A 26425-nucleotide genomic window follows, 5' to 3' on the forward strand; every position below is an offset into this window, starting at 1 on the left:
GGTCCATGACAAAGTGGCCCATGAGAGAGTGGCTCACGAACGCGGTATGGCTTCTCGCCGACCGCTTGACCGCAATAGAACACCCTGCAAACGACATTAATCGCAGCCACCCGAATTCTGTGCGCCTTCGAGGCGGCATGTCTCGGGGATCACAACGCGGAATCTGGGTCACATCCGACTCGCCTCATCGCCCCCGTTTAGAGCTTTACTAGAGTTCTCTCATCAGTTTAAGTCAGCTTTTCCGATTATTGCGATAAGGCCAGCTTATGAAAAATCTGACGCTCCGGCAGTTGCGCTATGTCGAGGCACTGGTCCGGCATAGCCATTTCGGCCGGGCGGCGGATGCGTGCGCGATCTCCCAGCCCGCTTTGTCGATGCAGATCAAGGAATTGGAGGAAGGCCTGGGCCTGGCGCTGTTCGAAAGAGGCGCGCGCCAGATCAGGCTCACCAGCTTCGGCAACGAGTTCGCCACACGGGCCCGCGACATTCTGCGCGCAGTCGAGGCGTTGGGAGACCTGGCCCAAGCCTGGCAGGACCAGCTGGTCGGGCCGCTGCGCATTGGCATCATCCCGACGGTTGCTCCCTATCTGCTGCCGACCCTCGTCGGCAATCTCGCCCGCTCGCATGAGGGCCTGGACATCCATGTGCGCGAGACTGTGACGCCCCGACTGATCCAGGAACTCATCGACGGGCGTCTCGATACCGCCATCGTCGCTTTGCCGGTATCGGAGCCGTCCTTCAACGAGGTCGCGTTGTTCACCGAAAGCTTCGTGCTGGTGAGGCCGAGTGAGGACGAGGGAAAGCCGGTGCCGGACCGGGAAATGCTCAGCGAGATGCGGCTGCTCTTGCTGGAAGAGGGTCACTGCTTCCGCGATCAGGCGCTCGCCTTCTGCAATGCCCCATCCCTGCGGACGCGCGAATTGCTGGACGGCAGTTCCTTGTCGACACTTGTTCAAATGGTCGGGGCCGGTATCGGGGTCACCTTGATCCCGGAAATGGCCATGCCGATGGAAACACGCTCGGCGCATGTCTCCATCGCCCGTTTCGCAGATCCCCAACCCTCGCGCACCATCGGCATGATCTGGCGCAAGACCAGCCCCCTCGTCAAACAACTCCTGGAAATCTCGAAAGTGGTACGCGATGCGGCCGATCTGTTGAGACTGCGCCACGACCAGAGCCTGTCCGATTTGCTGCTTGCACCTGCCGGGTCCCACGCCTCGTAGTTGATCCTTGGAGCCCCTTAGTCGCGGCAAGAGCGCCAGAGCATAATCCGGGTTTGGTCGAGGACACTCGTGTGAACAGGCCGGGGCCCACAAGAGACCCGGCCCTATCGCGCTGCCGACGCAACCTACGCCGCCATATCGCGATTGCGATCCTGCCAGAGTTCCAGGATCGCGAGTATGGCCACGAGCGCCCCAAGCACGATGTGCCAGTTGCGCAGCGGTGAACCATAGGCGAACACGAATGGCTGTATTGCCAGCCACAGACCGCAGGCGAGCGACAAGATTTCCTCCCAGCGCCGCAGGAACACCACCTCCAGCCCGGCAAGCACCACGACGGCCGCGCCCACCAGGGCCGTGACCAGCATCACGGTGGGCGTTTCGGTGCTACCGAACCATAGGGGAGAGATGACGATCGCGACGCCGAGGATCATCGAGGCGATGTCCTCCCAGCGTCGGTGTTGCAAAAGCCCCAAGGGCCCCATGACGTTGAACGTTGCCATAATGCGCCTCCTCTCAAGGTCATGAGCTTTGCTCAAACGCCCGCGAGGACAACCGTGCCTTGCTTGAGAACATCCTCGGCAGGCGTTCTTTGCACTGGCATCATTATCTCAAGAAAGCCCAGTAACTTCAATGCGTCTTATTATCCTGGCCGGCCCATCCAACGTAGAATGCAAGACGTTTTCCGATCAGGATTTTCGGTAGGCCGGAAGCATGTTCTTGTACGACTTCATCGAGGCATCAGCGGCTGAGTTTCAAATAATGTGGTGCCAGCGAGACGCATCATGGATAATGCCCCATCGAGCACTATCCGAATGGAGGCCAGGTGACGGAACTGGAAATCCCGCGGGTCGAAGCCCGCATTCGGGCCAGCTTCGCAAAGCAAGGCCTTATGGATACGCTCGGGGCAACGCTGGCCGGCGTGTTGCCGGGCCGGGTCGAGATCGCTCTCGTGCCCAGCAGCGCGGTGTCTCAACAACATGGCTTCGTTCACGCCGGAGCCGTGAGCGCCATTGCCGATAGCGCGGCAGGCTATGCTGCCCTCAGCCTGATGCCGATGGACCAGGGCGTGCTGACGGTCGAGTTCAAGATCAATCTCCTGGCCCCGGCGGCGGGCGAGCGTATCGTGGCGCGCGGCAAGGTGGTCAAGGCCGGGCGCACGCTGACGCTGGCACAGGCCGAAGTCTTTGCGCAGAGCGAGGGCAAGGAACGGCTGACCGCCGTGCTGACCGCGACGCTCATGGCGATCGAAGGCAGGGACGGCATCGTCGATTGAGTGCCATGTCCTGGATTTGGTGGCTCCAGGCGCCTGAAACCTCTCTATCGGGCCGCGCTTGCCGTTCCCGTTCGATCCTCTCTGTGACGCCACGCGCCACCGAGACGGAACCAAGGATGCCCTGGTCGGCTTCCATAAGGGCGAAACTCATTTCGACATAGAGCTTGCGCCCGTCTTGTGCAGCGCCCTCGAACCACCCTATTGCGCCTGCTTCACCGATTGACAAGTCGGGTCGATCAGGTCCTCGCCATGAGCCGGCGCACCATCCTCCCGACGGCGGCCGAGGATGTAGAAGCCTCTGCTTCCATCCCTGAAGACCGCACCGACCACCACGATGGTCTGAAAGCCCATCGCGGCCCTGGCTTCGGGAATGCCGTCGGCAACCGCCTGGAATGGATTGAAGCCGGAGAGGTTGTCCCGCTTCAGCCTGAAAACGAGATAAGAAGGATCGGACGCTGTCGGCTTCAGGGGCACCCAGCCTTCCGAAAGCTTCGCCTCATTGTCTTTCAGGGCGTTGCGAATGCCCGCCCTGACACAGCTGACATGGATATGAAGCTGGTTCTGGGATCTGTCCTTCGCCGAATTCACGGCAAGCGCGCCCATATTCCAATCCAGGTCGCGCTTGAGGATTGCGCCGGGATAGGACCGCGCGGCCCAGGCATGCTCGAAATAGTTTTCGGCACCGGGCGCCAGGAGGGTCGCATCCTCGATCCCGGTGATGCGTTTCGTCGGAATGAGCAGATAATTGTAGGGTTTTGTCGGGGCATTGTCCTTGAGTACGGCGAAACCGCGATCCACACCCTTGCTGATGTCGACCTCGGCGCAATGCCGGCGCTCGGCCTGCTGCTGTTGTTCCGGCACGCATTGCCCGTTGACGATTTTCCAGAGGGCATCGGGATCGAGAAAGCGCGAGAGAAAGAAAAAAAGGACGAGGCCGGCCAGTGTGGCAAGGATGGCGAGAGTCATCCCGGTTCTGCGCCAGCCGATCGCACTCGCCCTCATGCTTTCGCCTCCTTGGGCCCGCCGATCTCGGCGACCCGACCCGTAAACCAGAGCAGGCCAAGCTCGCGCCAATGCCCGCCTGCTACCGAGCCAAGTAATCGCCCCGCATGAAACCTTCATTAAGGAAGCCGATCACCGCATCGAAGGCCTGCCCCCGGTTCTTTTCCATGAGCACCATATGCGTCGCCTGCCCGATCTCGACGAAGCGCTTGCAGGGCGACTTGGTGAGGCGGACGAACAGATCATGCGCCATGTCGAACCGGACATCGATGTCCCACTCCGCACCGACCAGCAACACCGGACAGCCTATGTCCGAGGGGTCGTAGAGCGGCCTGCCAGCGGTCCAATGCTCGCGCACGTCCTGCACGGCACCGGAGGGCGCCCTGATCGTGCCGGGCATGGGCGAGCCCATATCGGTCGCGAGCGTCTCCTTCTCCCAGGTTTCGAACCAGCCCTCGGGTATCAATGTCCCTCTCGCCTCTTCCGGTGCCGGGCTTTTCCATGCCGCCTCGAAAGCTTTCGGGCTCACCAGGCGATAGGCTCCGAGCGGCCCTCCCGCATCGATGCGCACCGGCTTTTCCGAGAGCCAGAGGGGCGTCACCAGCACGAGTTTCTCGACCGGCGCATCCGGCTGGCTGGCAAGAATGCCGGCCACCGTCGCCCCCCAGGACATGCCGAGCAAACCGAGCCGCGCTATGCCGCGCTCGCTACGGATGAAGTCGACCGCGGCGGCGAGGTCCCGGACTGCCGTATGGGCCGGCGTCAGGGGAACGCCGTCCTCGGGCGGTCGTTCCATCTCGGGCAAACGGGTGGAGCCGCCATAGCCCCGGGCGTCGACAGCCCAGACATCGTATCCGGCGCGGGCCAGCACATCCATGAACGAGCCTTCGCCTACCGGCACATCGAACAGGCTCGCGGAGGGAAAGGTGGCGCCATGCATCATCACCAAAGTGCGCTCGGACCTGAACGTGCTCACACCGTCCGGTCGCTTGTTGAGGAGTTGCAACTGGATGCCCGGCGTATCACTTGCGATCAGCAGGGTCCGGGCAATGATGCGCGGCATCGACAGGGTATCGGCTGAAGTCATGACAGGTTCCTTATCAGACGAATTGCCAGCTGAAGGCGCTGCCGTCACGACGGACGCGGCCCGCTGAGGTCTCGGCGAAATGCGTGGTCAGCACGAGGGCGCCGGTCTCGGCGGCATGGTTCAGCGCCCACTGGCGTGACGCCGTGGCCGCCTGCGGGAATTCGCAATAGGTCGAGTTCCAATCCGGTCTGGCGACCTGGAGGGGGTGATGCAGCACATCGCCCCAGAACAGGGCGTATTCGCCTTCCGAGCGAAAGCCGATCGAAGCATGGTCGATGCTGTGCCCTGGGCTGGGAAAGAAGGAGAAGCCCTCCTCCACTTCCGAACCATCCACCACGATTTCACGGGCAAGCCCTGCTTCGAGGATGGGAACCACGCTGTCTTCGAACACGCCCGGAAGCGGCAGGCGAGCCATGGGCCCCAGGCTTGCTTCGGCCCGGATCGCGGCATCCGAGCCCGTCGCCGCCGCGAGCGCCGCGTTATAAGCGCGCTCGCGGGCGGAAAAGACGTAACGGGCGTTCGGAAAGGTGGGGATCCATCGCTCTCCGAGCTTGCTCGTATTCCATCCCGCATGGTCCGCATGGATGTGGGTCAGCAGCACCAGATCGACGTCACCCGGAGCAACGCCGACCGCACTCAATCGCTCGAGGAACGGCTCATTGAGATGATGCAGCACTGCCAGGCCGGGGCGTTCCTTGTCGTTGCCGGAAGCCGTATCGACGAGGATGATCCGATCGGGGGTGGTGACCAGCCAGGCGTGAACGCTCTGGCGCAACAGCCCCGTCTGCCGGTCGACCGATCCCGGGCCCAGCTTTCGCACTTCCTCGGCTCCCGCCTCGGAATCGTACTCGGGATAGAGAAGAGCGGCATCGATCCCCTCGAGGGCCAACTCCGGAATCTTGGTGATGGTGGCTGCGCCGACCCGATAGGATCCGAGGGCTTGTTCCGTGTCCTGTTCCATATCCTGCTCCACATCTGCCGCCTCGAAGGACGGCATTGTCCGATGCAGGATTTAGCGCTATCGATGTCATATTAGAAATCGATACGGCTCATGTCGCACATCAACCATTTCGATCTTCGTTCCTTCGATCTCAACCTCTTGGTGGCTTTCGACGCCTTGATGCAGGAGCGCAGCGTCACGCGCGCGGCGGCCCGCCTCAAGGTCGGGCAGCCGGCGATGAGCCACAGCCTGTCGACCCTGCGCGTGCTGTTGCTGGACGAACTCTTCGTCCGCGTCGGCACCGTGATGCAGCCCACCGCCTATGCCTTCGCCCTGGCCGACCCGGTTCGCGTGGCCCTTGCGCAGATTCAAGCCGCTCTCCATGCGCCCTCCACCTTCGAGCCGGCGACGGAGGAGCGCACATTCCGCCTCGGCTTCTCCAGCGAGGTGGAGCTGTTGCTGATACCCGAGCTCACGGCCCGCTTGCGCAGATCCGCACCCGGCCTGAGGCTGCTCAGCCGGCAGACGGGAAGCGACGAGGTTCATCGCCTGCTGGATGAAGGCACGCTGGACCTGGCCGTCGGCTGTTTCCAGGCCGTTGCGCAGCGCCACAAGGCACAATTCCTGTTCGAGCAGGCCTTGAGTTGCGTCTTCAATCCCGACCGACTCGATATCGACCTGCCGATCAGCCTGGCCGATTATCTGGCGCTGCCGCATGCGCTGGTCACGCTGACCGACAGCCTGCAAGGCTGTCTAGAGGCCGCCCTCGATGCCATCGACGCCAAGCTCAACGTGGTGTCGGCATCGTCCGAGTTTCTGAGCGTCCTGGCGACCGTCGCCGCCTCGCCGATGATCACCACGATCCCTACCCGCATGGCACAGCTTTACGGACCGCGCTTCGGCCTGACGGCAGGCCCTGCTCCCCTCGATCTCACGCTGCCGGCGGTTTCGATGGTGTGGTCATCCCGCCTCGACCAGGATCCGGCTTCGTCCTGGTTCAGGGCCGAGGTCGCCGATACGCTCCTTGCCTTCGAGGCGGCGGCCCAGGACGCACCAAAGCGAATGAGACGACAGAAATTGGTATTGGAATTGGCAGGGCAACGCCCGCGTAAGGAACCGGCACAATGATCGCCCTGAAAGTCATCCGCGTCGCCGCCTGGAGCGCGATCGCGGTCGCCGCTCTCCTGCTCGGGGCGAATGCCCTGCTGCCGGACGCATGGAAAGGCGAACCTAAGCAGTCTGCGCTCGAAAAGCCCGTCATCGACATGGCGGCGGTGGGTGGCCCCTTCCGGCTCACCTCGCACAAGGGAGAGGTGATCGACAATGCCCGGCTGGCCGGCAAGCCCTATCTCGCCTTTTTCGGCTTCACCCATTGCCCGGACGTCTGCCCGACCACGCTGTCCGATCTCACCGAACTGATGAGTGCCCTCGGGCCCGCCGCCGGGGCCTTCAACGTCCTGTTCATCACCGTCGATCCGGAACGGGACAGCCAGGGCCTGCTGGCGCAATACATGACCTCGTTCGATGAACGCATCCTGGCCTTGCGCGGCAGTCGGGCGGAAACGGATGCAGCGGTGAAGGCCTTCGCGGCCTATGCCCGCAAGGTGCCGATCGAAGGTGGCGAGTACAGCATGGATCATACCGCCAGCGTCTATGTTATGGGTGCCGACGGCAAGTTTGCCAGCATGCTCGACATGCATGAACCGCGCGAGACCAAGCTTCAGAAACTACGTCGAATTATCGAGACAAAGGCATGAACATGAAGAGAAAATATGTTCTGAAACCTCTGCGAAGCCTTTCGATTGCGATACTGGTTTCTCTGCCCGGCCTCGCCCATGCCACCGGTCCCGTGATCGAGATCCTCACCACCGAGGGCTGCAGTTGCTGCATCGGGTGGGCCCGCCATCTGCAGGGAGAAGGCTATACGACGGATGTCCAGAAACTCCCGTCGAGCGAACTGCAGCAGCGCAAGCTGCAGCTGGGGGTGCGACAGGATCTTGCCTCCTGCCATACCGGCTTGATCGGGGGCTATGTCGTCGAAGGCCATGTTCCAGCCCGCGAGATTGCACGCCTGCTCTCCGAACGCCCCGACGCGGTTGGGCTGGCGGCGCCCGACATGCCTGTCGGTTCGCCCGGCATGGGAGAAGGCAGCGCCGATGCCGAGCCATACGACGTCCTGCTGCTGCGCAAGGATGGCACCACCCAGGTCTTTGCCAGCTATCGCTGACCTCAGCCCCGCGAAGACAGTCTCCGGCTCCGGTCGCGTCGCTTTGCCGCGGCGTGTTGGCTGCAGTGCAGCATTCGCTCCAATTGCCCACCGATCGATACCGGATTTGGCTGTGAATGGTGCGCATGCACACGGACGAATCAACGATGATGCGTTAGATTGATCCCTGTTGATCAGCCGATTTATACTTGCGGCTAGAGCCACAAGCGTGAGGTGGCCGGGCGACGAACATTAATTTTTCGATCGCACTCTGGATAAAAATACTTACCGGCACCAGACTACCATAATATGCCGCAATCTTAGCGGATGTTCTTTGTGAGTCACTCGGAACTCTACGGGTTTCCTGCAGTTGAGTGAGCAAGGGCGCAGTCAACCCGATCAGCCACCATGGGAGGCTGCCATGACTGAGAGAAACAGCGACGTTTTCGACCTGTTTGCGGAACTTTATACCAACGCGGCCCAGGAGGAGATGAGCCTCCAGCAATATTTGCTCGCGTGCCGCGAGGACCAATCGATGTATGCCTCCGCGGCCGAGCGGATGATCGACGCGATCGGCAAGCCGAAGCTGCTCGACACCAGCAAGGACGAGCGCCTCGGACGGATTTTTGCCAACCGCACGGTCAAGACCTATCCGGCCTTCGCCGATTTCTATGGCATGGAAGATACGATCGAGCGTCTGGTCGGCTATTTCCGCTATGCCTCTCAGGGACTGGAAGAGCGCAAGCAGATCCTCTACCTCCTCGGCCCTGTCGGTGGCGGCAAGTCTTCCCTGGCGGAACGGCTGAAGAAGTTGATGGAGGAGCGTCCAATCTACACGCTCAAGGTCGGCGGTAAGATAAGCCCGGTTTTTGAATCGCCGCTGGGTCTCTTCAATCCGGACCGGATGGGCGATCTGCTGGAAGACAAATACGGTATTGCACGGCGGCGTCTGAACGGCCTGATCTCTCCATGGGCAACCAAGCGCCTCGATGAGTTGTCGGGCGACATCTCCAAATTCAGCGTCGTCAAGCTCGTGCCTTCGCGGCTGCGCCAGATCGGCATTGCCAAGACCGAGCCGGGCGATGAGAACAATCAGGACGTCTCGGCCCTGGTCGGCAAGGTGGATATCCGCCAGCTCGAACATTTCAGCCAGTCGGACCCGGATGCCTATTCCTACAGCGGCGGGCTCAACCGCACGACCCAGGGGCTGCTCGAATTCGTCGAGATGTTCAAGGCGCCGATCAAGGTTCTGCATCCCCTGCTGACCGCAACGCAGGAAGGCAGCTATAACGGCACCGAGAATTTCGGCGCCTTCCCCTATCAGGGTATCGTCGTGGCCCATTCCAACGAGTTGGAATGGCTGCAGTTCAAGAGCAACAAGAACAACGAAGCCTTCCTCGACCGCATCCTGGTGGTCAAGGTGCCCTATTGCCTGCGTGTCACCGAGGAAAGGCAGATCTACGAGAAGCTTCTGCGCGAGAGCGAACTGGCCAGCAGCCCTTGCGCGCCGGAAGTGCTCGACCTTCTCAGCCGCTTCTCGGTGTCGACCCGGTTGGCCGAGTTCGACAATTCGCCGCTCTATACGAAAATGCGTATCTACGACGGCGAAAACCTGAAGGAACTGGATCCCAAGGCGAAGGCCGTGCAGGAATATCGCGATGCCGCCGGCGTCGATGAAGGCATGACCGGCGTCAGCACGCGCTTTGCCTTCAAGATCCTGTCGCAGACCTTCAATTACGACACCCAGGAACTGGCCGCCGATCCCGTGCATCTGATGTACATCCTGGAGGAGGCAATCAAGCGCGAGCAGTTCGCGAAGGAAACGGAAACCGCCTATCTCGATTTCATCAAATCGGAGCTGGCAAGCCGCTACGCTGAGTTCATCGGACACGAGATCCAGAAGGCCTATCTCGAATCCTACTCAGAATATGGCCAGAACCTGTTCGACCGCTACATCGCCTATGCCGATGCCTGGGTGGAGGATCAGGACTACAAGGATCCCGATACCGGCCAGGTCCTCAACCGCGAGGTGCTCGACAAGGAACTGTCCCAGATCGAAAAACCGGCCGGCATCGCCAATCCCAAGGATTTCCGTAACGAGGTGGTGAAATTCACCCTGCGCGCCCGGGCCAGGAACAATGGCCGCAACCCGGCCTGGACCAGCTATGAAAAACTGCGCGAAGTCATTGAAAAGCGGATGTTTGGCCAGGTCGAGGACCTCTTGCCGGTGATCAGCTTCGGCTCCAAGCAGGACAGCGTGACCGAGAAGCGGCATACGGAGTTCGTGCAGCGCATGGAGGCGCGCGGCTACACCCAGCGCCAGGTGCGTCGACTGGTGGATTGGTACATGCGTGTAAACAAGGCGGGTTGATCCCGGCCGGGTGGTGTTCCCATGCCAATCTTTATCGATCGCCGCCTCAATCCCAAGGACAAGAGCCTGGGCAATCGCCAGCGCTTCCTGCGCCGCGCGCGCGCCGAGTTGAAGCAGAGCATTCGCGACCAGATCAAGACCGGCAAGATCGCGGATGTCGATGCCAAGCACTCTGTCTCGATGCCGGTGCACGGCACGAGCGAGCCGACCTTCCGCGAGGCGAGGGACAGCGGCGGCCGCCATCATGTCCTGCCTGGCAACAAGCAGTTCGCACCGGGTGACAGGGTCTCCAAGCCCAATCAAGGCGCCGGGTCGGGCTCGTCTCCCGGCTTGAGCGACTCGGAGGATGATTTCCGCTTCGTGCTCACCCGCGAGGAGGTGCTGGACCTCTTCTTCGAGGATCTCGAACTGCCCGACATGATCAAGCTCAATCTCAAGGAGATCCTGATCGTCAAGCCGCGGCGGGCGGGTTATGCGGTGAGCGGCTCGCCGACCAACATCAATGTCGGGCGGACCATGCGCAACAGCCATGGGCGCCGCATTGCCCTCAAGCGTCCGAAACAGGAGGAGATGGATACGATCCTCCAGGAACTGGAAGGGCTGGAAGCCGGCCCGGCAGGTGCCGCAGCCGACCAGCGCATCGCGGAACTGCGCGAGGAGCTTGACCGCCTGGAGCGCCGGCGCCGGGTGATTGCCTATATCGATCCGGTCGACATCCGCTTCAACCGTTTCGACGCGCAGCCCGTACCGAACGCCAATGCGGTGATGTTCTGCCTCATGGACGTATCCGGCTCGATGGGAGAGCGGGAAAAGGATCTGGCCAAGCGCTTCTTCGTCCTGCTGCACCTCTTCCTGAAACGGCGCTACGAGCGCACCGACATCGTCTTCATCCGGCATACTCACGAGGCGCAGGAGGTCGACGAGGAAACCTTCTTCTACTCGACGCAGAGCGGGGGCACTGTGGTCTCCACAGCCCTCGAGGAGATGCAGCGCATCATTAAGGAGCGCTACCCCTCCAATGAATGGAACATCTATGCCGCCCAGGCCTCGGATGGCGACAATATCGCCACCGATTCCGGGCGTTGCATCGCACTGCTTGATGGCGAGATCATGCGCCTTTGCCAGTATTTCGCCTATGTCGAGATCATCGATGAACGTGAGAGCCACATTTTCGGTGGCACCGAGAACGGAACCTCACTCTGGCAAGCCTATGCGGCCGTCACCGAGCGCTGGGCGAACTTCCAGATGAGCCGCATCGCCAAGGCTTCGGACATCTACCCGGTTTTCCGCCGGCTCTTTACCAGGCAGTCCGCCTCGAAGGGCGGCTAAAAGGAGCGTCGATGCCCAAGCCTACGCCCAAGCATGCGCCCAACGCCGACTTGCTGTTCTCAGGCTCGGACTGGAATTTCAAGACGCTGTCTCGGGCCTATGACGCCATCGAGGCGCTGGCGGTCGAGGAACTCCACCTCGACATCTATCCCGTGCAGATGGAAATCATCTCGTCCCAACAGATGCTCGATGCCTATTCATCCGTTGGGATGCCGCTAATGTACCGGCATTGGTCGTTCGGCAAGCATTTCCTTCATCAGGAGCTCATGTATCGCAAGGGTGGCCGCGGGCTCGCCTATGAAATCGTCATCAATTCCAATCCTTGCGTCGTCTATCTGATGGAAGAAAACACCATGGCGCTGCAGGCCCTGGTGACGGCTCATGCGGCGCTCGGCCATAATCACTTCTTCAAGAACAACTATCTTTTTCAGCAATGGACGGATGCCGGCGCGATCCTGGGTTATCTCGATTTTGCCAAGGGCTTCATCACCCGCTGCGAGGAACGCCATGGCGTCGCCGCGGTGGAGGCCATTCTCGACGCTTCCCACGCGCTGATGGAACAGGGCGTGTTCAGATATCGCCGCCCGCCCAAACTGTCCTCGGAAAAGCAGCGCGAAGGGGTGCGCGAGCGGTTGGAATATGAGGAACGCACCTATAACGATCTCTGGCGCACGCTACCGGCCTCCAAGGGCGGGGACAGGGCCGAGGAAGCCAAGGACGGCATGCCCGAACGGAAGAAGTCGCTCAATCTTCCGGAGGAAAACCTGCTCTATTTCCTGGAGAAAAACAGCCTGATCCTCGAGCCGTGGCAGCGTGAACTCGTCAGGATCGTGCGTGTCATCGCACAATATTTCTATCCGCAGCGGCAGACCCAGGTGATGAACGAGGGCTGCGCGACCTTCGTGCATTACACCCTGATGAACGCGCTGTTCGACCGAGGTCGGATCAGCGAGGGCGCCATGCTCGAGATCCTGCGCAACCATTCCAACGTGGTGTTCCAGCCGGGCTTCGACGATCCCCGCTTTTCCGGCATCAATCCCTATGCGCTCGGCCTCGACATGATGCAGGACATCCAACGCATCTCGACCGAACCGACGCAAGAAGATCGCGACTGGTTTCCCGAATTCGCGGGCAACGGCAATTGGCGCGAGGTCCTGCTCGACGCTTGGGCCAATTACCGCGATGAGTCCTTCATACGCCAATATCTCAGCCCCGCGCTGATCCGCAAATGGCGGATGTTCGTCTTGTCCGATGCGGCCAACGAATCCTTCTACAAGGTCGCCTCGATCCACAATGAGCGCGGCTACGAGAATATCCGCGCTGCCCTCGCCCACAGTTATGACATCGGCGCCAACCGCTCGGACATCCAGGTCGTCGATGTGGACCTGCTGGGCGACCGGCATCTGCGCCTGCAGCACAAGGTCAATGACGGCATCGTGCTCGAGCCCAACAGCCGCGACGCGACGCTGCGCCATATCCGCAGCCTTTGGGGTTACGAGGTGAGCCTGGAAGGCATCGACGCGCGGACGGGAACCAGGATCTATGAATGTTCAACCCGCCAGGCGGCGAGTTGAGTTGGCCACGAGTTGAGTTGGTCGAGGCGAGTGGGTCCCGCCCTCAGGGCTTGCCCGGCTCCAGCGCGATGCGCGCCTGCCGCGCCGTGACGGCACCGCAAACGCCATAGCTTGGGCTCCATTCGAAGCGCAGGCCCTCCTCCACCCGGGTAACATCCAGTTCGAAGATGATGCCCGGCATCATGTCGAAATCGGTGCAGTCGATGGTGCTCACGCCTTCCAGGGCGAAGGTGACGACGGCATGCCTGTCGGTAATCAGATGACCCGACTCATCCGCCTTGTCCGTGAGGTTCCAGGCGTGGATGCGTATGAGGCCCTCCCCCTTGCCGAAGAAGGCAATCTCCAGCAATTCGCCATCGTGGAAGCGCGGCACGCGGCCGAACCAGGCGAGCAGCACTTCGCCGCCGGGCAACTCGTGCAGGCCTGAAGCGGGGGCGGTCATCGGCTCACGCAAGCTCCTCGGGTGTTTCGGAATCGTTGCGGAACGTCGCAAGCTCCCCCAGGAGATCGACCAACTGATCGATGCGCTCGCGGCCGAAGCGCTCTTCCAGCACCGCATAGATCTTGCGGCTGTCGGGCAGGACTTCACGAATGACGGCCTGGCCCGCGGGCGCGAGCTTCAGAAGCACGCGGCGCCCGTCCCCCTTGTCCTTGTGCTTGGTGATGAAGCCGCGCTCTTCCAGCGAGCGGATCATGCGGGTGAGGCTGGGCGCCAGGATGAAAGCGCGATCGGCGACCTCGGAGGCGTCCAGCATGCCGGCTTCGTTCAGCACGCGCAGCACACGCCATTGCTGCTCCGTCACGCCGTGATTGGCGAGCATGGGGCGAAAATGGCTCATCACCGCCTCGCGCGCCCTCAGGAGCGCGATCGGCAGCGAACGCCGCGTTTCCTTCAGCCTTGCTTCCTCGATCACCGGAGGCGTTTCCTTCACTTCATCCATGCATCGTCACCCGATAGCGGCTCTGGGGCTTGAGCACTACTTGCATACTCTGCCCGCTGCGCAAACTCCGGGCGCCGTTCATGGTGTCCTGGCACCGCCATGGCGCGCCTGGCCGATGCGCCATTCGCCTGGCGGCTCGCCGACATGCTTGCGGAAGAAGCGCGAGAAATAGGCCGGATCGCGAAAGCCGATCTCATAAGCGACGTCCTCGACCGAACGGATGGTGAAGACCAGGAGGCGCTTGGCCTCGATCAGGCGCCGCCTGTCGATGAAGGCCTTGGCCGACAGGCCATGGGAGGCCCCGCAGGCCCTGGCGAGCAGATGTGGGGTGGTGCCGAGCGCCGTAACATAACGCTCGATCGGCCAGGCGTCCCGGAAATGCCGGTCTACCAGGCGCCTGAAGGCCAAGGCGAGGTCATGGCCCTCGCGTTCGCCGATGCCGCCGGTCTGGCCGAGCAAGGCGATGTCGTTCATCGCCACCGCCAGCAAGGCCCCCAGGGGCGCCATCTGTCCCTGCCGATAGTCTTCGAGCAGGCGCTGCATGGTCGCGGCCAGAGAAAGCCAGAAACGGCTCTCGCTCTGCCCGCGCACCATGATCGGCTCCTCGATCGGCAGGGCCGAAAGCGCGGCGATCGGCGGCAGAGCGCTGTCGGCGATCGAGGCGACGATGGCGTCGGTCTCCTCAGGCGCGACAGTGAAACCATGCACCACGCCGCTGGGGATGTAGCTGACCGCAGGTGCGATAAAGTCCAGCCGCCTGTCCTCGATGAAATATTCGCCGCGACCTCTGGTCCAGAAGGTGATCTGTGCCATCCTATCATGTCTATGGGCGGAAACCTGGCCTGAATGCAGCGATTTTCGCTCCATTACCGTTTCCATATGCAGGAATCCGACATCAACAGGGCGATCGGGCTCACCATAGACGAAGAAGCTGGGAACCTTGTCGGACACGGGCGCCTTCTTAAAAAAGTACAAGTGATTTTACCATTCTGTCCATGGTACGCGCCGCCGGCAAGGCCTAGCCTGGCGTCAACGAACATCAGGGAGGAAGGCGATGCGATCGGAAGATTTCCGCGCCGATAAGAAACGGCCCTTCACGGGCGCCGAATATCTGGCTTCGCTGCGCGACGGGCGCGAGGTCTACATCAATGGCGAACGGGTTGCCGATGTCACCGCCCACCCTGCCATGCGCAATTCGGTGCGCTCGCTGGCACGGCTCTATGACGCGCTGCATGACGAGAAAACCAGGCCGATCCTGACTGCGCCGACCGATACCGGTTCCGGCGGCTACACCCACAAATATTTCCGTGTCGCCCGCTCCTCGGCCGAACTGGTGGCGCAGAAGGACGCCATCGCCCATTGGGCCCGCATGACCTATGGCTGGATGGGCCGCACCGCCGACTACAAGGCGGCGCTGATGAACACGCTCGGCGCCAACGCCGACTGGTATGGCCCCTTCAAGGACAATGCGCTGGCCTGGCACAAGCGGGCGCAGGAAGCTGTTCTGTTCATGAACCACGCCATCGTCAACCCGCCGATTGACCGCCACAAGCCGGCCGATGCGGTGAAGGACGTCTTCGTCCACATCACCAAGGAGACCGATGCCGGCATCCACGTCTCCGGCGCCAAGGTGGTCGCCACCTCCTCTGCCCTCACCCACTACAATTTCCTCGCGCAGAGTTCAGCCACCGTCACCGAGGACCCGTCCCTCTCCGTGATGTTCATCGTGGCGATGAACGCGCCCGGGGTGAAGATGTTCTGCCGGACCTCCTACGAAGAGACGGCCAATCGCGGCGCCCAGCCCTTCGACTATCCGCTCTCCTCCCGCTTCGACGAGAATGACGCCATCCTGGTGCTCGACAATGTCTTCATCCCCTGGGAGGACGTGCTGGTGCTGCGCGATGCCGGCAAGATCCTGTCCTTCCATCCCGCATCCGGCTTCATGCACGGCTATTGCTTCCAGGGCTGCATCCGCTTCGGGGTGAAGCTCGATTTCCTCGCCGGCCTGTTGGCCAAGGCCCTGCGCGCCACCGGGGGCGACGCCTTTCGCGGCAACCAGGCGATGCTGGGCGAGGTGATCGCCATCCGCCACCAGTTCTGGTCCTTCGCCAATGCCATGGCCCATAATCCCCTGCCCTGGGCCAATGGTGCCGTGCTGCCGAACCTGGAAGCCGCGCTCGCCTACCGCACCTTCATGTCCGAGGCCTATCCCAGGGTGATCGACATCGTCAGGCGCACCATCGCCTCGGGCCTGATCTACTTGCCATCCTCGGCCCGGGATTTCGCCAATCCCGAGATCGACCGCTACCTCGCCCAATATGTGCGCGGCTCCAACGATATGGGCCATGTCGAGCGCATCAAGATCATGAAGCTGCTGTGGGATGCGACGGGCACGGAATTCGCTGGTCGCCACGCCCTATACGAGCTCAATTACGCCGGCGCACCCGAGGAAGTCCGCCTGCAGGTGCTCAAGGGCGCCGAGCGCGGCGGGCGCCTCAAGGAGATGGAAGCCCTCGTCGACCAATGCATGGCCGATTATGACGAGAAGGGCTGGACGAGCGAGACCTGGCTGCCCCCGCTCGGCGAGGCCATACCGCCCCGCGCCGCCGCCGAATGAGGCCGCCATGCAGGAGCGCCCCTCGAAAAACGCTTTCCGTGACGCCATGGCGCGGGTATGCGCCAGCGTCAACGTGGTTACCACCAACGGTACGGCCGGGCGCGGCGGCTTCACCGCCACCGCCATGTGTTCGGTGACGGACGAGCCGCCGACCCTGCTGGTGTGCATGAACAGCCGCTCGGCGCAAACAGGCCGCTTCATCGAGAACGCCCGCTTTTGCGTCAACGTGCTGACACCGGACCACCAGCACCTCGCCGGCTATTTCGCCGGCCAGCGCGCAGAGATGGAGGCCCGCTACGCCGCCGCCGACTGGATCGACTTTCCCTCCGGCAACCAGGCTTTGGCCGACGCCATCGTCTCCTTCGACTGCCGCCTGATCGACCGGCATCTCATCGGCAGCCACCACATCTTCATCGGCGAGGTGGTGGATCTGCGCAGCCGCAAGGATGGCCATGCGCTGCTCTATTTCGACAGGGGGTATGCGCAAGTGCTCGGGCAGGCGGGGAGTTTTGGGGGGTAGGATGACCTGAGCCCTAAAAACTGGATCGCTTCAGGTTAGAATTCTTCGTGTCGTTTCCCCTGGGTAGGATCCACACACCATTGAACATGTGTAAATCTTTATTCCACTCCGAATTGCAATACAGGCGTGGCAGGATATTGCGGTAAAAATCTACTCAATTCAACAACACGTCCGCTCTACCCGTGCCGAACGACCGCGATCACAGCGATATTGATCTTATTCATTCCTGTCACAGCGTCGAATGTATTTTTTGCTTCAGCGCCACCGACTAATATCTCCTCGATCAATCCGCACCGCGTGATCCGCAAGAAGATGCGCCCTTGCCAACAATCGCATAGCGATAACGGTCCGTCTGCTCAGACCATCCGTAACGATCCGGAATGACGAGGCATCGCTATGCTTTAACACCGGCAGCCGTGAACTCGACCGCCGGCAAGCCCCTCCCTGCCGGACGGATATTTCAATCCTGCCTGCCAGCGTGCTTGATACGGCCCATATTTCACGCCACATCTTCCGGGATGAGAAACGACCAGCCGGATCAGCGATGGTGGAAATGGAGCCTGCTGGCCTCCCTTCTCCTCAATTTGCTGGTCGCCGCGCTCATCCTGCCGCGACCACTGGTGTCGCCTCTGAAGGAAGAGCAGGCGATAACGGTCGAATTGGTGCAGTCGGTCGATCCGCCACCGAAGCCGAAAGCCGAAGCGCCCCCGCCAGCCAAACCGGTACGGCCACCGGCAGAAAGCGCCGTGAAACCACCGCCGCCGAAGGCTGCGGACGAACGGCAGGGCACGCAGCCTGTCATGAAGCCGGTGTTTCTGTTTGGCGACAAGGATCGCGGCCCCCGAAAGGCGCCGGACGGCAACAGCCCTGAAAACGGCTCGACCCTACCCCCGGCCCGGCCTGATCCGGCTCAAACAAATGGTTCGAACACACCGGCCGTGACGCCGGCCCCAACCGAGCAGGCTCCCCAGGTTGCTGCGACAGAGGCGTCGGCTGCACCCACCCAACCCCAGGCCCCAAATCAGGCACAACCAGGTCCGAAGCTGCCCGAATCCAGGACCTTGTTTTCGCAAGAGACGACCAACGACATCAACGCGATGCTTGCGATGGGAAGCATGTCTCGCGGCGAGCGGGTGGGCCAGCTTTGCGTCACGGAACTGCACGAGCAATTGCTGCATGCCTCGCCCTCCTATGTCCCCGATATGCTCCCTCGCGAACAGCTCGAGCAAGGCACCGTGCTCGAGGATTCCAAGGCAGCGTTCGCCTCCAAGTCACAATGGTACGATTTGAGCTATCGTTGCGAAGTCGATGCGAAGGTGACGAAGGTCATCGCCTTCGCCTTCCAGGTCGGCAATCCGGTTCCGCGCAGCGACTGGAAAAGCCGCGGGCTCCCCGCGCCATAAACGAGGCGTGAAACGCCCGGCTTGGCTGCGGGGCGTCCGCGATCTTGGTGCATGGCAATCCGCGCGGCAGAGGCCCCAACCTGCCTATCGCGCCTTGCGCGGGCAATTTCAGCCCTGCGAGACGTCCGGCCGCCGATGCCGGCACGATGGACGAAGCGCTTTGGCCGGAACTTGTCCCTGGTCACCCCGAGATGATCTCGTAGTGAAGGATCTGGGCCTCGCTGAGGGACGATCGCACTCCGGGCGATATCAAACCGGAGCCGAAGAGTAGAACGTCTTCACGCCGCACGAATACCTCAATGCCGGGTCCCGTCGACACGAATGTGCCCGACGAGCTTCGCTCGGCAAGCCTGGCCCTGCCGTTCGAAATGGTGAAGGTCGCGTGATGCCTTGAGACCCAAGGCCGCGGCACGACGATATTGCACTCTGGGGATCGGCCGACGGTCACGGATTCATTGTTGCGGCAGGATCGCAACTGATCCCCATATCTGATGATGAGATTGAGGTGCCGTGTCGGGCTGGCAATCCTGTCGAAAGCGGTGCTCTGGTGGGCAAGCTGCGTACTGACAACACCATCGTCATCCCGCAGGGTATAGACATCGAAGGGCTCCTGCTTCCCCTTGAAGGCCATGCTATCGAGGAGCCGCAAGGCACCGCGGCTGCCCGGGATAAGTGCTTCGAAAAAGCTCTGGCTGACCAGCACCTCCCCGGGGTTTGCCGTGCTCGACAACCTCGCGGTGACATTGACAACATCGCCGAATATGTCGCCCCGCATTCGAAGGACCGCTCCGAAATGCAATCCGACCCTGGCCTTCAACGGCCCATTCGTCAGCTGGCTGCTGATCTGGCCGACAGCCTTCAGCGCCGCCTCCGGCCTCTTGAACAGGCTGAGCACGTCGTCGCCCTTCGAGGAAATGAATTCACCGCCGTATCGGGCGGTGATCTCGCGAATCGCGTCCAGGCATTCCGAGATTTGCCGCAGAGCACCAACATCGCCGATGCGCTCATAGAGCGGCGTGCTCCCCACGACATCGACCAAGAGGACGGCAGCTAGAATTCTCTCCTGATCCATCAACGTGCATCCGCCCCGAGAGCGCAACACCTCTATACTACACCAAAATTACCCCTGGTTTCATTACTTGAGGTCCAAATAAAACGGTGTTGGTAACGGGCGAAGCCGGCTTCATGGCAGGATGAGCCATTGTCGAGCTGCGGCGGGCTATACAGTGCGCACCTTCGAGTGCAGCGCCGGCGCAAGTGGCGCCGACGGCTCCCCGGCGTCCGTCTTATTTTTTTGAGCAACGTCGGGCCTTGCACGGTCAATGTGCAAATACCAGACCGGCGATGATAAAGGCCGCGCCCCAGATGTCGTAGTAGTGCAAACTTTCCCCGAGCAAAAGATAGGCGAGCAAGGCCACGAAGACGGTCTGCAGATAAAGCAGCATGCTGGCGCGGCCAGCGCCAAGCACCTCGACGCTGCGATTGTAGAGGTAGTACATCAGTGCGCCGCCTGGCCCGGCCAAGTAGGCAAGCGCCAACAGGCCATTCGCGTGCAATGCCGAGCCGCCGCCGTATATTGACTCCCACAGATAGAAAGGAAAGGCGGCAAGGGAGCCGGCCCCGAGCAGAACCACGACCGTGGGCAGGAGGGCGATGCCGAATTTGGAACGGCGCAAGAGCACAGTGTAAAGGCCCCAGCAGAATGCGCTTCCTACGATCCACAGTTCGCCGATACTGAACTGGAGCCCTATCAGCGCGCGGAAATCACCCTGGGCAACAATCACCATCATGCCGGCCAAGGCAAGTAACGCTCCGATTGCCTTCCGGAGACCAAGCGGTTCGCCAAGCACGATCCGGGCGATAACCATGGTCATGACGGGTGAAAGTGCCATTATGATGCCGGCAGTGGTGGCATTGGTGGAATGGAGGCCTGTGTAGATCATTCCTTGACACAGGGTCAGACCAATCGTTCCTATGAGCAGAACCTCCACCGCCCGCGATCGGATCAACGCAATTATCGCGCGATAGTGGTGATGCACGATCGGCAGCAAAATTGCGCAAGCAAGCAACAGCCGCCAGAAGCAGAGCGCCCACGGCCCCATTTCCGGCGCCACCCATTTGGCCGCGATGTACACGCCAGCCGAAAGAAGCCACCCCAGGACCGCGGTCGAGTAAGCGATTGGAAGGGACACGCCAGAGGCGGCCTTCGCATCGTCAGCATGTATTATCGGCAGCATTTGGATCTCAGCCTCCTCCTACCGCGAATGGCCCCGGAGAGATTGCAGCGCCGCGTCGCCGGGTGCTGTTCTCTCGCTTGGAGCCCAATCAGCGCTCTTCAACCTGCTCGGCCTGACGACCAACCATCCCATTTCTTCTGATGGGATCGTTTCCTGGCAACACAACGACGCTCTCACATTACTCCGTCTCAGAAGATTAGAGTGTCCGCCGTTGCAAAAAATATTACGCGCTTCATATCAACCTCACTTCCACGGCTGAAATTACTACTAATTGCGAAGATCGATTACCAAGCATAGTGTCACGATGCGCCAACCTTTATCAAGGAACAGGCTGTGACCGATCACGAACGCACCCTGAAGGAAATCGCAGCCATCCGCGAACTTCTGACCTCGAAGCCTCGGCCGGTCGGATGGGGCGAGCGGCGCGCACGGCTCGATGAGGTCGGAACAAACTGGCCTATTGCCGATGATATCCTGTGCACAGCTGTCCAGTGCGACGGCGTCCCCGGTGAATGGTCGATGGCGCCGGGCAGCGACGCTGAGAAGGTGCTGCTGTATTTCCACGGCGGCGGTTACTGCTCAGGCTCTATTGAAAGCCATCGCCGGCTGGTGACGGAAGCAGGCCGCGCGGCGCGCATGCGAACCCTTGCGATCGGCTATCGCCGCGCTCCCGAGCACCCTTTTCCGGCCCAGCACCAAGACGCACTCGCCGCATGGCGCTTTCTGCGGCGGCAAGGCATCGCCGCCGAACACATTGTGGTCGGTGGTGATAGTGCGGGCGGCAATCTCACTTTGGCCCTGATCGCTTGCCTGCGCGCCGCTGGTGACCCTCTTCCCCGCTGTGCATGGTTGATTTCGCCCTGGACCGATCTCACCATGTCCGGCTCGTCGCTCGCCAGCAAGGACTCGATCGATCCGATCATCCATAAGGCCTATCTGGAGGAGCTTGCCGGCGCCTATGTCCCCGTGGGGAAAGAGTATTGCGACCCGCTCATCTCGCCGCTGTTCGCCGATCTGCACGGCTTTCCGCCGCTGTTGATCCAAGTTGGTTCGGCTGAGACGTTGCTGTCGGACGCCACGCGGCTTGCCGAGGCAGCAGGGATTGCGGATGTGTCGGTGCGACTTGAGATATGGCCGCATATGATTCACGCTTGGCCACTTTGGAACGCTGGTCTGGACGATGGCCGCCGCGCGCTTTCAGCTGCGGGTGAATTCATTCGCAAAGCCGGGTGCCAGCCAGCCAAATGTTAGGAACGGCAGCCTTTCATATAATCGGTTCCAAAACGCCCATATTGCTGCCGGCCACCTTGGAGGTCAGCGCGAAGTGAGGCCGCAAGACCGCGTGGACCTTGCAGACTTCGGTGCATGGCTGCGCGCGCACAAAGACCCAAAGCTTGCCAATCGGGTCGCGGGAGGGCAATTTCAGCCCAGCGAGACATTCGGCGGCCGATGCCGCTGTCTTCTCTGGTCGGACAACGGGACAAGGGAACGCGAAGATCATGATCATGGACGGTGGAATTGCCGATACCGGCGAGATGGACGAGGCCACCAAGCTCGGGCTCGGATCGGGGCTTCTCAGCCGCCGCTCGTTCCTGGTCGGCTCCGCCGCCGGCCTTGGCGCACTCGGTCTGGCCGGCTGCGCGACGTCAGGCGGCATGAGCCGGGCCGAGGCGGCGAGGCTCTATGCGGCGGTGCCCGAGGAGAAATTCCCGATCCCGGCGGTCGATGTCAGCAAGATCGACCCGAAATATTATCGCCGGAAAGTGCAGTACCCCAGCAAGGAAGCGGCCGGCACGATCATCGTCGATCCGAGCAAATATTATGTCTACCGCATCGAGGGCGACGGGATCGCCACCCGTTACGGCGCCAATGTCGGCCGCCAGGGCTTCCTGTGGCATGGGGACGCCTATGTCGGGCGCAAGGCCGAATGGCCGGTGTGGACGCCGCCCAGGGAGATGATCGCGCGCCAGCCGGAGGCCGCTAAATATGCCGGCGGCATGCCGCCCGGCCTGAACAACCCGCTCGGCGCCCGCACGCTCTATCTATATCAGAACGGCAAATACACGCTCTACACACTCTACAGCACCATCATTCCCCAGTCGATCGGCTCCGGCGTTACGAGCGGCTGTACCGGCCTGCTTACCCAGGACATGCTCCACCTCTACGGTCAGACGCCGGTGGGGACGAAGGTGGTCGTGCTGCCGGCCTAAGGCTAAGGCCCAATACGGTTTCCCGGCGTATCCTTGCCCTACCATTGAAGTCGCAGCCTTGCGGCCTCAATCCGCCGAAGGAGGGTCAGGACGCCTCCGAAAACCGGGCGGCTATGTCCAGGCGTTGAGATCGCTGACGAGCTGCCTGTCCAGCGACAGACTTTCGAGGCCGCTGGAAAGCAGGATGCCGCCGCGATCATGGTGACCACTTCCGCCCAGCTTGCGTTTGTGGTGCAGGAAGTGGCCGACCTCGTGCGCCATCACGCCGATGAAGGCCTCGCCATAGTCGAACACCCCTGGATTACCCTGGTCGACGACCACGCAGACCTGCTCGTCCGGCAGGAACTGCCCCGCCGCCTCACTGTCCGTGGCATCGTAATCGCCGACGAGAAAGCAGGTGAGATCGGCGCCGCCCTGTTTGAGCGGCACGATGTCCTGGCGGAAGACATCCCGCATGATCTTCGGCCCCAGGGCCTTTTCCACCATGATCCAGTCGGCGCCGGCCGGGGTGAAGAAGATGTTCGTCTGGGCCCCGAAGATCCAGTTCAGCCGGGTAAGGAACCAGGACGCGTCATCAGGCTTGAATTTCGTTGCGTTGACAACCTTGCCCGCCCGGTCGAAATGCCTGAGGAACTTGAAGGCGAGCGTGTAGCTCTTGCGCGGCATGATGGCGACATCGAGCTTGATGACCGTGCCGCCACGCGTGCCCGTGAGCGGGGGAATGCCGGTCCCCTTGGCCTGGACCTTGAGGGCACGTGCCCCGGCCTGCGGCCGTATGGTGCCATAGAGTGAAGTGCGCAGCCGCAGCAACTGGTCGTCGCGCTCCTGGCTTTGCTGTTTGCCGTACCGGGCGTCGATATAATCCTGAGCGACGCGCTCGACCTGCTCGACGCGGACATCGTCGATCTGCAGTCGGGCCTGATCGTAGGACAGGTGAACGCCTTTGGCGTCACGCAGGCAAACCAGATTGAAGCCACCCTCTGGGACCACCATGAAGTTTTGCGCGGCAAACACCCCGGAATATTGCAGGAACTGCACGAAACTCGCCATGACGTTCCCCAGCCTCGATCCGCGATGATGCCGCGCCCGGTCCATCGCAGCCGCGAGAACCACCCGTGATCATTGTTGTCCGGTTGAGTGAACAATATAGCGGAAATCGGCTTTGCGAGGCAATCAACCGGCACCGATCCCGCCTGGCGCCGACCTGAACTCGGATCGCTCGTCAAAACCTCCAATTGAAAATCGTCTTGAAGGCATGCTGCTGGGCGTAGCCGGGGAACTGCCCGTTGTGGGAGAGGCCGATAAAGGCGGGCACCCCGCAAAAAATCTGCGTCGCTCTGTCGGGCGGGCAGAGCGGCGTTCGTCCTCGGGGCATGGCAAGATGCTTTCTACCATGACTTCCTGCTCTCCAAGCCAAGAGCTCTTCTCCCAGCCAAGAGGACAACGATCATGCCCAGCACCATCCGTCTGCACCGCGTTCTGGCCACCAGCCCCGAGAAGGTCTACCGCGCCTTCCTCGAAGCAGATGCCCTCGCAAAATGGCTGCCGCCGAACGGCTTCACCTGCACCGTGCATCACTCCGAGCCGACGGTCGGCGGTACGTTCAAAATGTCGTTCCGCAACTTCACCACGGGCCATGGCCATTCGTTCGGCGGCGAGTATCTCGAACTCGTCCCGGGCGAGCGGCTGCGCTATACGGACAAGTTCGACGATCCCAATCTGGCGGGCGAGATCGTGGTGACGGTGACGCTGAAGAAAGTGTCCTGCGGCACGGAGCTGAATATCGAGCAGGCCGGCATTCCCGACCTCATCCCGCCCGATGCCTGTTATCTCGGCTGGCAGGACTCGCTGCGCAATCTAGCCCGGCTGGTCGAGCCCGAGATCAATCAATAGTTTCGATCTATAAGGCGGGGCGCCATGCCCGGCGCCCTGCCCGTGATTGATCATCAATCAAAGCTGGATCCAGGCCGTCTTGAGATCGCTGTATTTGTCCAAGGCGTGCAGCGATTTGTCATGACCGTTGCCGGACTGCTTCACGCCGCCGAGCGGCACTGTGTTGTCGGCACCACCATAGGTGTTGACATGCACGACGCCGGCGCGAAGGGCGCGGATCATGCGATGAGCACGCGAAAGGTCGGCGGTCCAGACGGCGGAAGCAAGACCGTAATCGCTGGCATTGGCGATGGCGATGGCCTCGGCTTCCGTCTCGAAGGGGATGATCGACAGGATCGGGCCGAAGACTTCCTCCCGTGCCAGCGTCATTTGGGGAGTGACGTCGAAGATCGTCGGCTGCATGTAGAAGCCGCCGCTCTCCTGCAGGATCCGCCGGCCGCCGGTCCTGAGATTGGCCCCCTCGCCGAGGGCCTGTTCGGCATAAGCGAGATCCTTCCTCAACTGAGCCTCACTGGAAACCGCGCCGATCTCCGTGGAGAGTTGCAGGGGGTCGCCGACTTTCATGCACGAGGCGATGGTGGTGAGCTTTTCGGTAAAGGCCTCGCGAATGGAAGCGTGCACCAGCAGCCGGGAGCCGGCGACGCAGACCTGGCCGGCATTGCGAAAGATGCCATGGGCCGAGACTTTCGCGGCCCGGTCGAGGTCGGGCACGTCGGCAAACACGATGTTGGGCGACTTGCCGCCGAGCTCCAGATAGACACGCTTGAGGTTGGAGCGGGCCGAGTATTCCAGCAGCTTGCGCCCGACACCGCCCGACCCGGTAAAGGCTATGACGTCGATATCCCCGTGCAGGCCGAGTGCCTCGCCGGACACCGCTCCCCTGCCCGTGACGACGTTCAGCACGCCTTCCGGCAGACCAGCCTCGGCGCAGAGCGAGGCCAGCTTGAGGAGGCTCAGCGAAGCCCCTTCCGCCGGCTTCAGCACCACGCAATTGCCGGCCGCCAGCGCGGGCACGATTTTCCAGGCCCCGATCATCATCGGAAAATTCCATGGCACGATGGCGGCGACGACGCCGACCGGCTCGCGATGCACGAGCCCGAGCACGTCACCGGCCGTCGGCGCGATTTCGCCATAGACCTTGTCGATCGCCTCGGCATAGTAGCGGAAGGTTGCCGCGGCACTGCCCGGCTCGGCCTTCAGGGCCATGGCCATTTCCGTACCGTTGTCGCGCACGCCCAGCACGGCAAGGTCGAGGGCGTCGCGCTCGATCAGCTCGGCGATGCGCAGCAGCACCTTCCTGCGCACCGATGGCGCCGACTTCGACCAGGAGCCTTTCTCGAAGGCAAGACGGGCGGCGCGCACGGCGCGGTCGACATCCCCTGCCCCGGCGTCGCCGATCGTGGTCAGCTTGCGCCCGTCGATCGGCGAGATGACGTCCAGGACAGCGCCATCCTGCGGCTCGCTCCAGCTGCCGCCGATGAACAGTGATTGCGGGGCGACGGGAAGGAGCCGGAGACGATCGATCTGGTCCTGCATTTCTCAATTCTCACACGATAACGGGTCACGAAGTCGAGGGCGACGGCAGGATGGGCGGATTGC

Annotated in this window: 25 protein-coding genes; 14 read left to right on the forward strand and 11 right to left on the reverse strand. The window is 61.8% G+C overall.

All coding sequences use genetic code 11. The annotated features are described in order from the left end of the window. Window positions 1–266 precede the first annotated feature (266 nt). Window positions 267–1223: a hydrogen peroxide-inducible genes activator gene (locus ACR9ZN_RS03430; protein WP_481271362.1), complete on the forward strand. Its 957-nt coding sequence runs from the start codon at window positions 267–269 to the stop codon at window positions 1221–1223. Window positions 1224–1348: 125 nt separating this feature from the next. Here the strand turns inward: ACR9ZN_RS03430 and ACR9ZN_RS03435 are convergent, their stop codons facing one another. Beyond that, complete coding sequence (locus ACR9ZN_RS03435; RefSeq protein ID WP_454817854.1) at window positions 1349–1723, reverse strand: SPW repeat domain-containing protein; 375 nt, start codon at window positions 1721–1723, stop codon at window positions 1349–1351. Window positions 1724–2112: 389 nt separating this feature from the next. On the opposite strand from ACR9ZN_RS03435, the gene ACR9ZN_RS03440 reads away from it, so the two are divergent. After that, window positions 2113–2496: a PaaI family thioesterase gene (locus ACR9ZN_RS03440; protein WP_434961352.1), complete on the forward strand. Its 384-nt coding sequence runs from the start codon at window positions 2113–2115 to the stop codon at window positions 2494–2496. A 198-nt stretch (window positions 2497–2694) separates the two neighbouring features. Here the strand turns inward: ACR9ZN_RS03440 and ACR9ZN_RS03445 are convergent, their stop codons facing one another. The 3 genes from ACR9ZN_RS03445 to ACR9ZN_RS03455 form a co-directional block, all read right to left on the reverse strand. Then, entirely contained in the window at window positions 2695–3498 is an 804-nt protein-coding gene (locus ACR9ZN_RS03445; RefSeq protein WP_481271363.1) for a CDP-diacylglycerol diphosphatase, read from the reverse strand. Window positions 3499–3580: 82 nt separating this feature from the next. Continuing rightward, entirely contained in the window at window positions 3581–4585 is a 1005-nt protein-coding gene (locus tag ACR9ZN_RS03450) for an alpha/beta hydrolase (protein ID WP_481271364.1), read from the reverse strand. 13 nt (window positions 4586–4598) lie between these two features. After that, window positions 4599–5546, reverse strand: a complete 948-nt coding sequence (locus tag ACR9ZN_RS03455; protein ID WP_481271365.1) for an MBL fold metallo-hydrolase — start codon at window positions 5544–5546, stop codon at window positions 4599–4601. A 90-nt stretch (window positions 5547–5636) separates the two neighbouring features. On the opposite strand from ACR9ZN_RS03455, the gene ACR9ZN_RS03460 reads away from it, so the two are divergent. The 6 genes from ACR9ZN_RS03460 (at window position 5637) to ACR9ZN_RS03485 (ending at window position 13005) form a co-directional block, all read left to right on the forward strand. Further along, entirely contained in the window at window positions 5637–6653 is a 1017-nt protein-coding gene (locus tag ACR9ZN_RS03460) for a LysR family transcriptional regulator (protein WP_481271366.1), read from the forward strand. Then, window positions 6650–7282, forward strand: coding sequence for an SCO family protein (locus tag ACR9ZN_RS03465; RefSeq protein ID WP_481271367.1), 633 nt, complete (start codon window positions 6650–6652; stop codon window positions 7280–7282). Before ACR9ZN_RS03460 ends, ACR9ZN_RS03465 begins: the two co-directional genes overlap by 4 nt. After that, the gene (locus ACR9ZN_RS03470; RefSeq protein ID WP_481271368.1) at window positions 7279–7752 is read left to right on the forward strand and encodes a DUF411 domain-containing protein; all 474 of its coding nucleotides are present in this window, start codon (window positions 7279–7281) and stop codon (window positions 7750–7752) included. Before ACR9ZN_RS03465 ends, ACR9ZN_RS03470 begins: the two co-directional genes overlap by 4 nt. 400 nt (window positions 7753–8152) lie before the next feature. Beyond that, window positions 8153–10102, forward strand: coding sequence for a PrkA family serine protein kinase (locus ACR9ZN_RS03475; protein WP_481271369.1), 1950 nt, complete (start codon window positions 8153–8155; stop codon window positions 10100–10102). 21 nt (window positions 10103–10123) lie between these two features. Then, a complete protein-coding gene (locus ACR9ZN_RS03480) occupies window positions 10124–11431 on the forward strand; it encodes a YeaH/YhbH family protein (protein WP_434960721.1) in 1308 nt (435 codons plus the stop codon). A gap of 11 nt (window positions 11432–11442) precedes the next feature. After that, window positions 11443–13005 carry a SpoVR family protein gene (locus tag ACR9ZN_RS03485; protein WP_441770695.1) on the forward strand — a complete coding sequence of 521 codons (1563 nt, stop codon included), beginning with the start codon at window positions 11443–11445 and terminating at the stop codon, window positions 13003–13005. A 43-nt stretch (window positions 13006–13048) separates the two neighbouring features. Here ACR9ZN_RS03485 and ACR9ZN_RS03490 read toward each other — a convergent pair whose 3' ends face one another. The 3 genes from ACR9ZN_RS03490 to ACR9ZN_RS03500 all read right to left on the reverse strand — a co-directional run bounded on the left by ACR9ZN_RS03490 (window position 13049) and on the right by ACR9ZN_RS03500 (window position 14897). Next, window positions 13049–13447, reverse strand: coding sequence for a hypothetical protein (locus ACR9ZN_RS03490; RefSeq protein WP_481271370.1), 399 nt, complete (start codon window positions 13445–13447; stop codon window positions 13049–13051). 4 nt (window positions 13448–13451) lie between these two features. Further along, window positions 13452–13946, reverse strand: coding sequence for a homoprotocatechuate degradation operon regulator HpaR (hpaR, locus tag ACR9ZN_RS03495; protein WP_434960719.1), 495 nt, complete (start codon window positions 13944–13946; stop codon window positions 13452–13454). A gap of 78 nt (window positions 13947–14024) precedes the next feature. Beyond that, window positions 14025–14897 (reverse strand): helix-turn-helix domain-containing protein, encoded by an 873-nt coding sequence (locus ACR9ZN_RS03500; protein ID WP_481271371.1) that lies wholly within the window; start codon window positions 14895–14897, stop codon window positions 14025–14027. A 103-nt stretch (window positions 14898–15000) separates the two neighbouring features. On the opposite strand from ACR9ZN_RS03500, the gene ACR9ZN_RS03505 reads away from it, so the two are divergent. The 3 genes from ACR9ZN_RS03505 to ACR9ZN_RS03515 all read left to right on the forward strand — a co-directional run bounded on the left by ACR9ZN_RS03505 (window position 15001) and on the right by ACR9ZN_RS03515 (window position 18486). Then, window positions 15001–16563, forward strand: a complete 1563-nt coding sequence (locus ACR9ZN_RS03505) for a 4-hydroxyphenylacetate 3-hydroxylase N-terminal domain-containing protein (RefSeq protein WP_481271372.1) — start codon at window positions 15001–15003, stop codon at window positions 16561–16563. Between the two features lie 7 nt (window positions 16564–16570). Then, the gene (locus ACR9ZN_RS03510; RefSeq protein WP_454817829.1) at window positions 16571–17083 is read left to right on the forward strand and encodes a flavin reductase; all 513 of its coding nucleotides are present in this window, start codon (window positions 16571–16573) and stop codon (window positions 17081–17083) included. Between the two features lie 380 nt (window positions 17084–17463). After that, window positions 17464–18486, forward strand: a complete 1023-nt coding sequence (locus ACR9ZN_RS03515) for a DUF930 domain-containing protein (RefSeq protein ID WP_481271373.1) — start codon at window positions 17464–17466, stop codon at window positions 18484–18486. A 181-nt stretch (window positions 18487–18667) separates the two neighbouring features. Here the strand turns inward: ACR9ZN_RS03515 and ACR9ZN_RS03520 are convergent, their stop codons facing one another. Together ACR9ZN_RS03520 and ACR9ZN_RS03525 are read right to left on the reverse strand one after the other, a co-directional pair. Then, the gene (locus ACR9ZN_RS03520; protein ID WP_481271947.1) at window positions 18668–19558 is read right to left on the reverse strand and encodes an adenylate/guanylate cyclase domain-containing protein; all 891 of its coding nucleotides are present in this window, start codon (window positions 19556–19558) and stop codon (window positions 18668–18670) included. 247 nt (window positions 19559–19805) lie between these two features. Then, the gene (locus tag ACR9ZN_RS03525) at window positions 19806–20723 is read right to left on the reverse strand and encodes a DMT family transporter (RefSeq protein WP_481271374.1); all 918 of its coding nucleotides are present in this window, start codon (window positions 20721–20723) and stop codon (window positions 19806–19808) included. 333 nt (window positions 20724–21056) lie between these two features. On the opposite strand from ACR9ZN_RS03525, the gene ACR9ZN_RS03530 reads away from it, so the two are divergent. Further along, window positions 21057–21974, forward strand: coding sequence for an alpha/beta hydrolase (locus tag ACR9ZN_RS03530; protein WP_481271375.1), 918 nt, complete (start codon window positions 21057–21059; stop codon window positions 21972–21974). Window positions 21975–22222: 248 nt separating this feature from the next. Continuing rightward, on the forward strand, window positions 22223–22933 hold the full coding sequence (locus tag ACR9ZN_RS03535; protein ID WP_481271376.1) for a L,D-transpeptidase: 711 nt from the start codon (window positions 22223–22225) through the stop codon (window positions 22931–22933). Window positions 22934–23044: 111 nt separating this feature from the next. Here the strand turns inward: ACR9ZN_RS03535 and ACR9ZN_RS03540 are convergent, their stop codons facing one another. Next, window positions 23045–23983 (reverse strand): hypothetical protein, encoded by a 939-nt coding sequence (locus ACR9ZN_RS03540; protein ID WP_481271377.1) that lies wholly within the window; start codon window positions 23981–23983, stop codon window positions 23045–23047. 399 nt (window positions 23984–24382) lie between these two features. Here ACR9ZN_RS03540 and ACR9ZN_RS03545 point away from each other — a divergent pair, with 399 nt between their 5' ends. Next, window positions 24383–24826: an SRPBCC family protein gene (locus tag ACR9ZN_RS03545; protein ID WP_434960709.1), complete on the forward strand. Its 444-nt coding sequence runs from the start codon at window positions 24383–24385 to the stop codon at window positions 24824–24826. 57 nt (window positions 24827–24883) lie between these two features. Here the strand turns inward: ACR9ZN_RS03545 and ACR9ZN_RS03550 are convergent, their stop codons facing one another. Beyond that, window positions 24884–26362: an aldehyde dehydrogenase gene (locus ACR9ZN_RS03550; RefSeq protein WP_481271378.1), complete on the reverse strand. Its 1479-nt coding sequence runs from the start codon at window positions 26360–26362 to the stop codon at window positions 24884–24886. Between the last annotated feature and the right edge of the window lie 63 nt (window positions 26363–26425).

Source organism: Labrys sp. HAY1-8F (assembly GCF_056754975.1).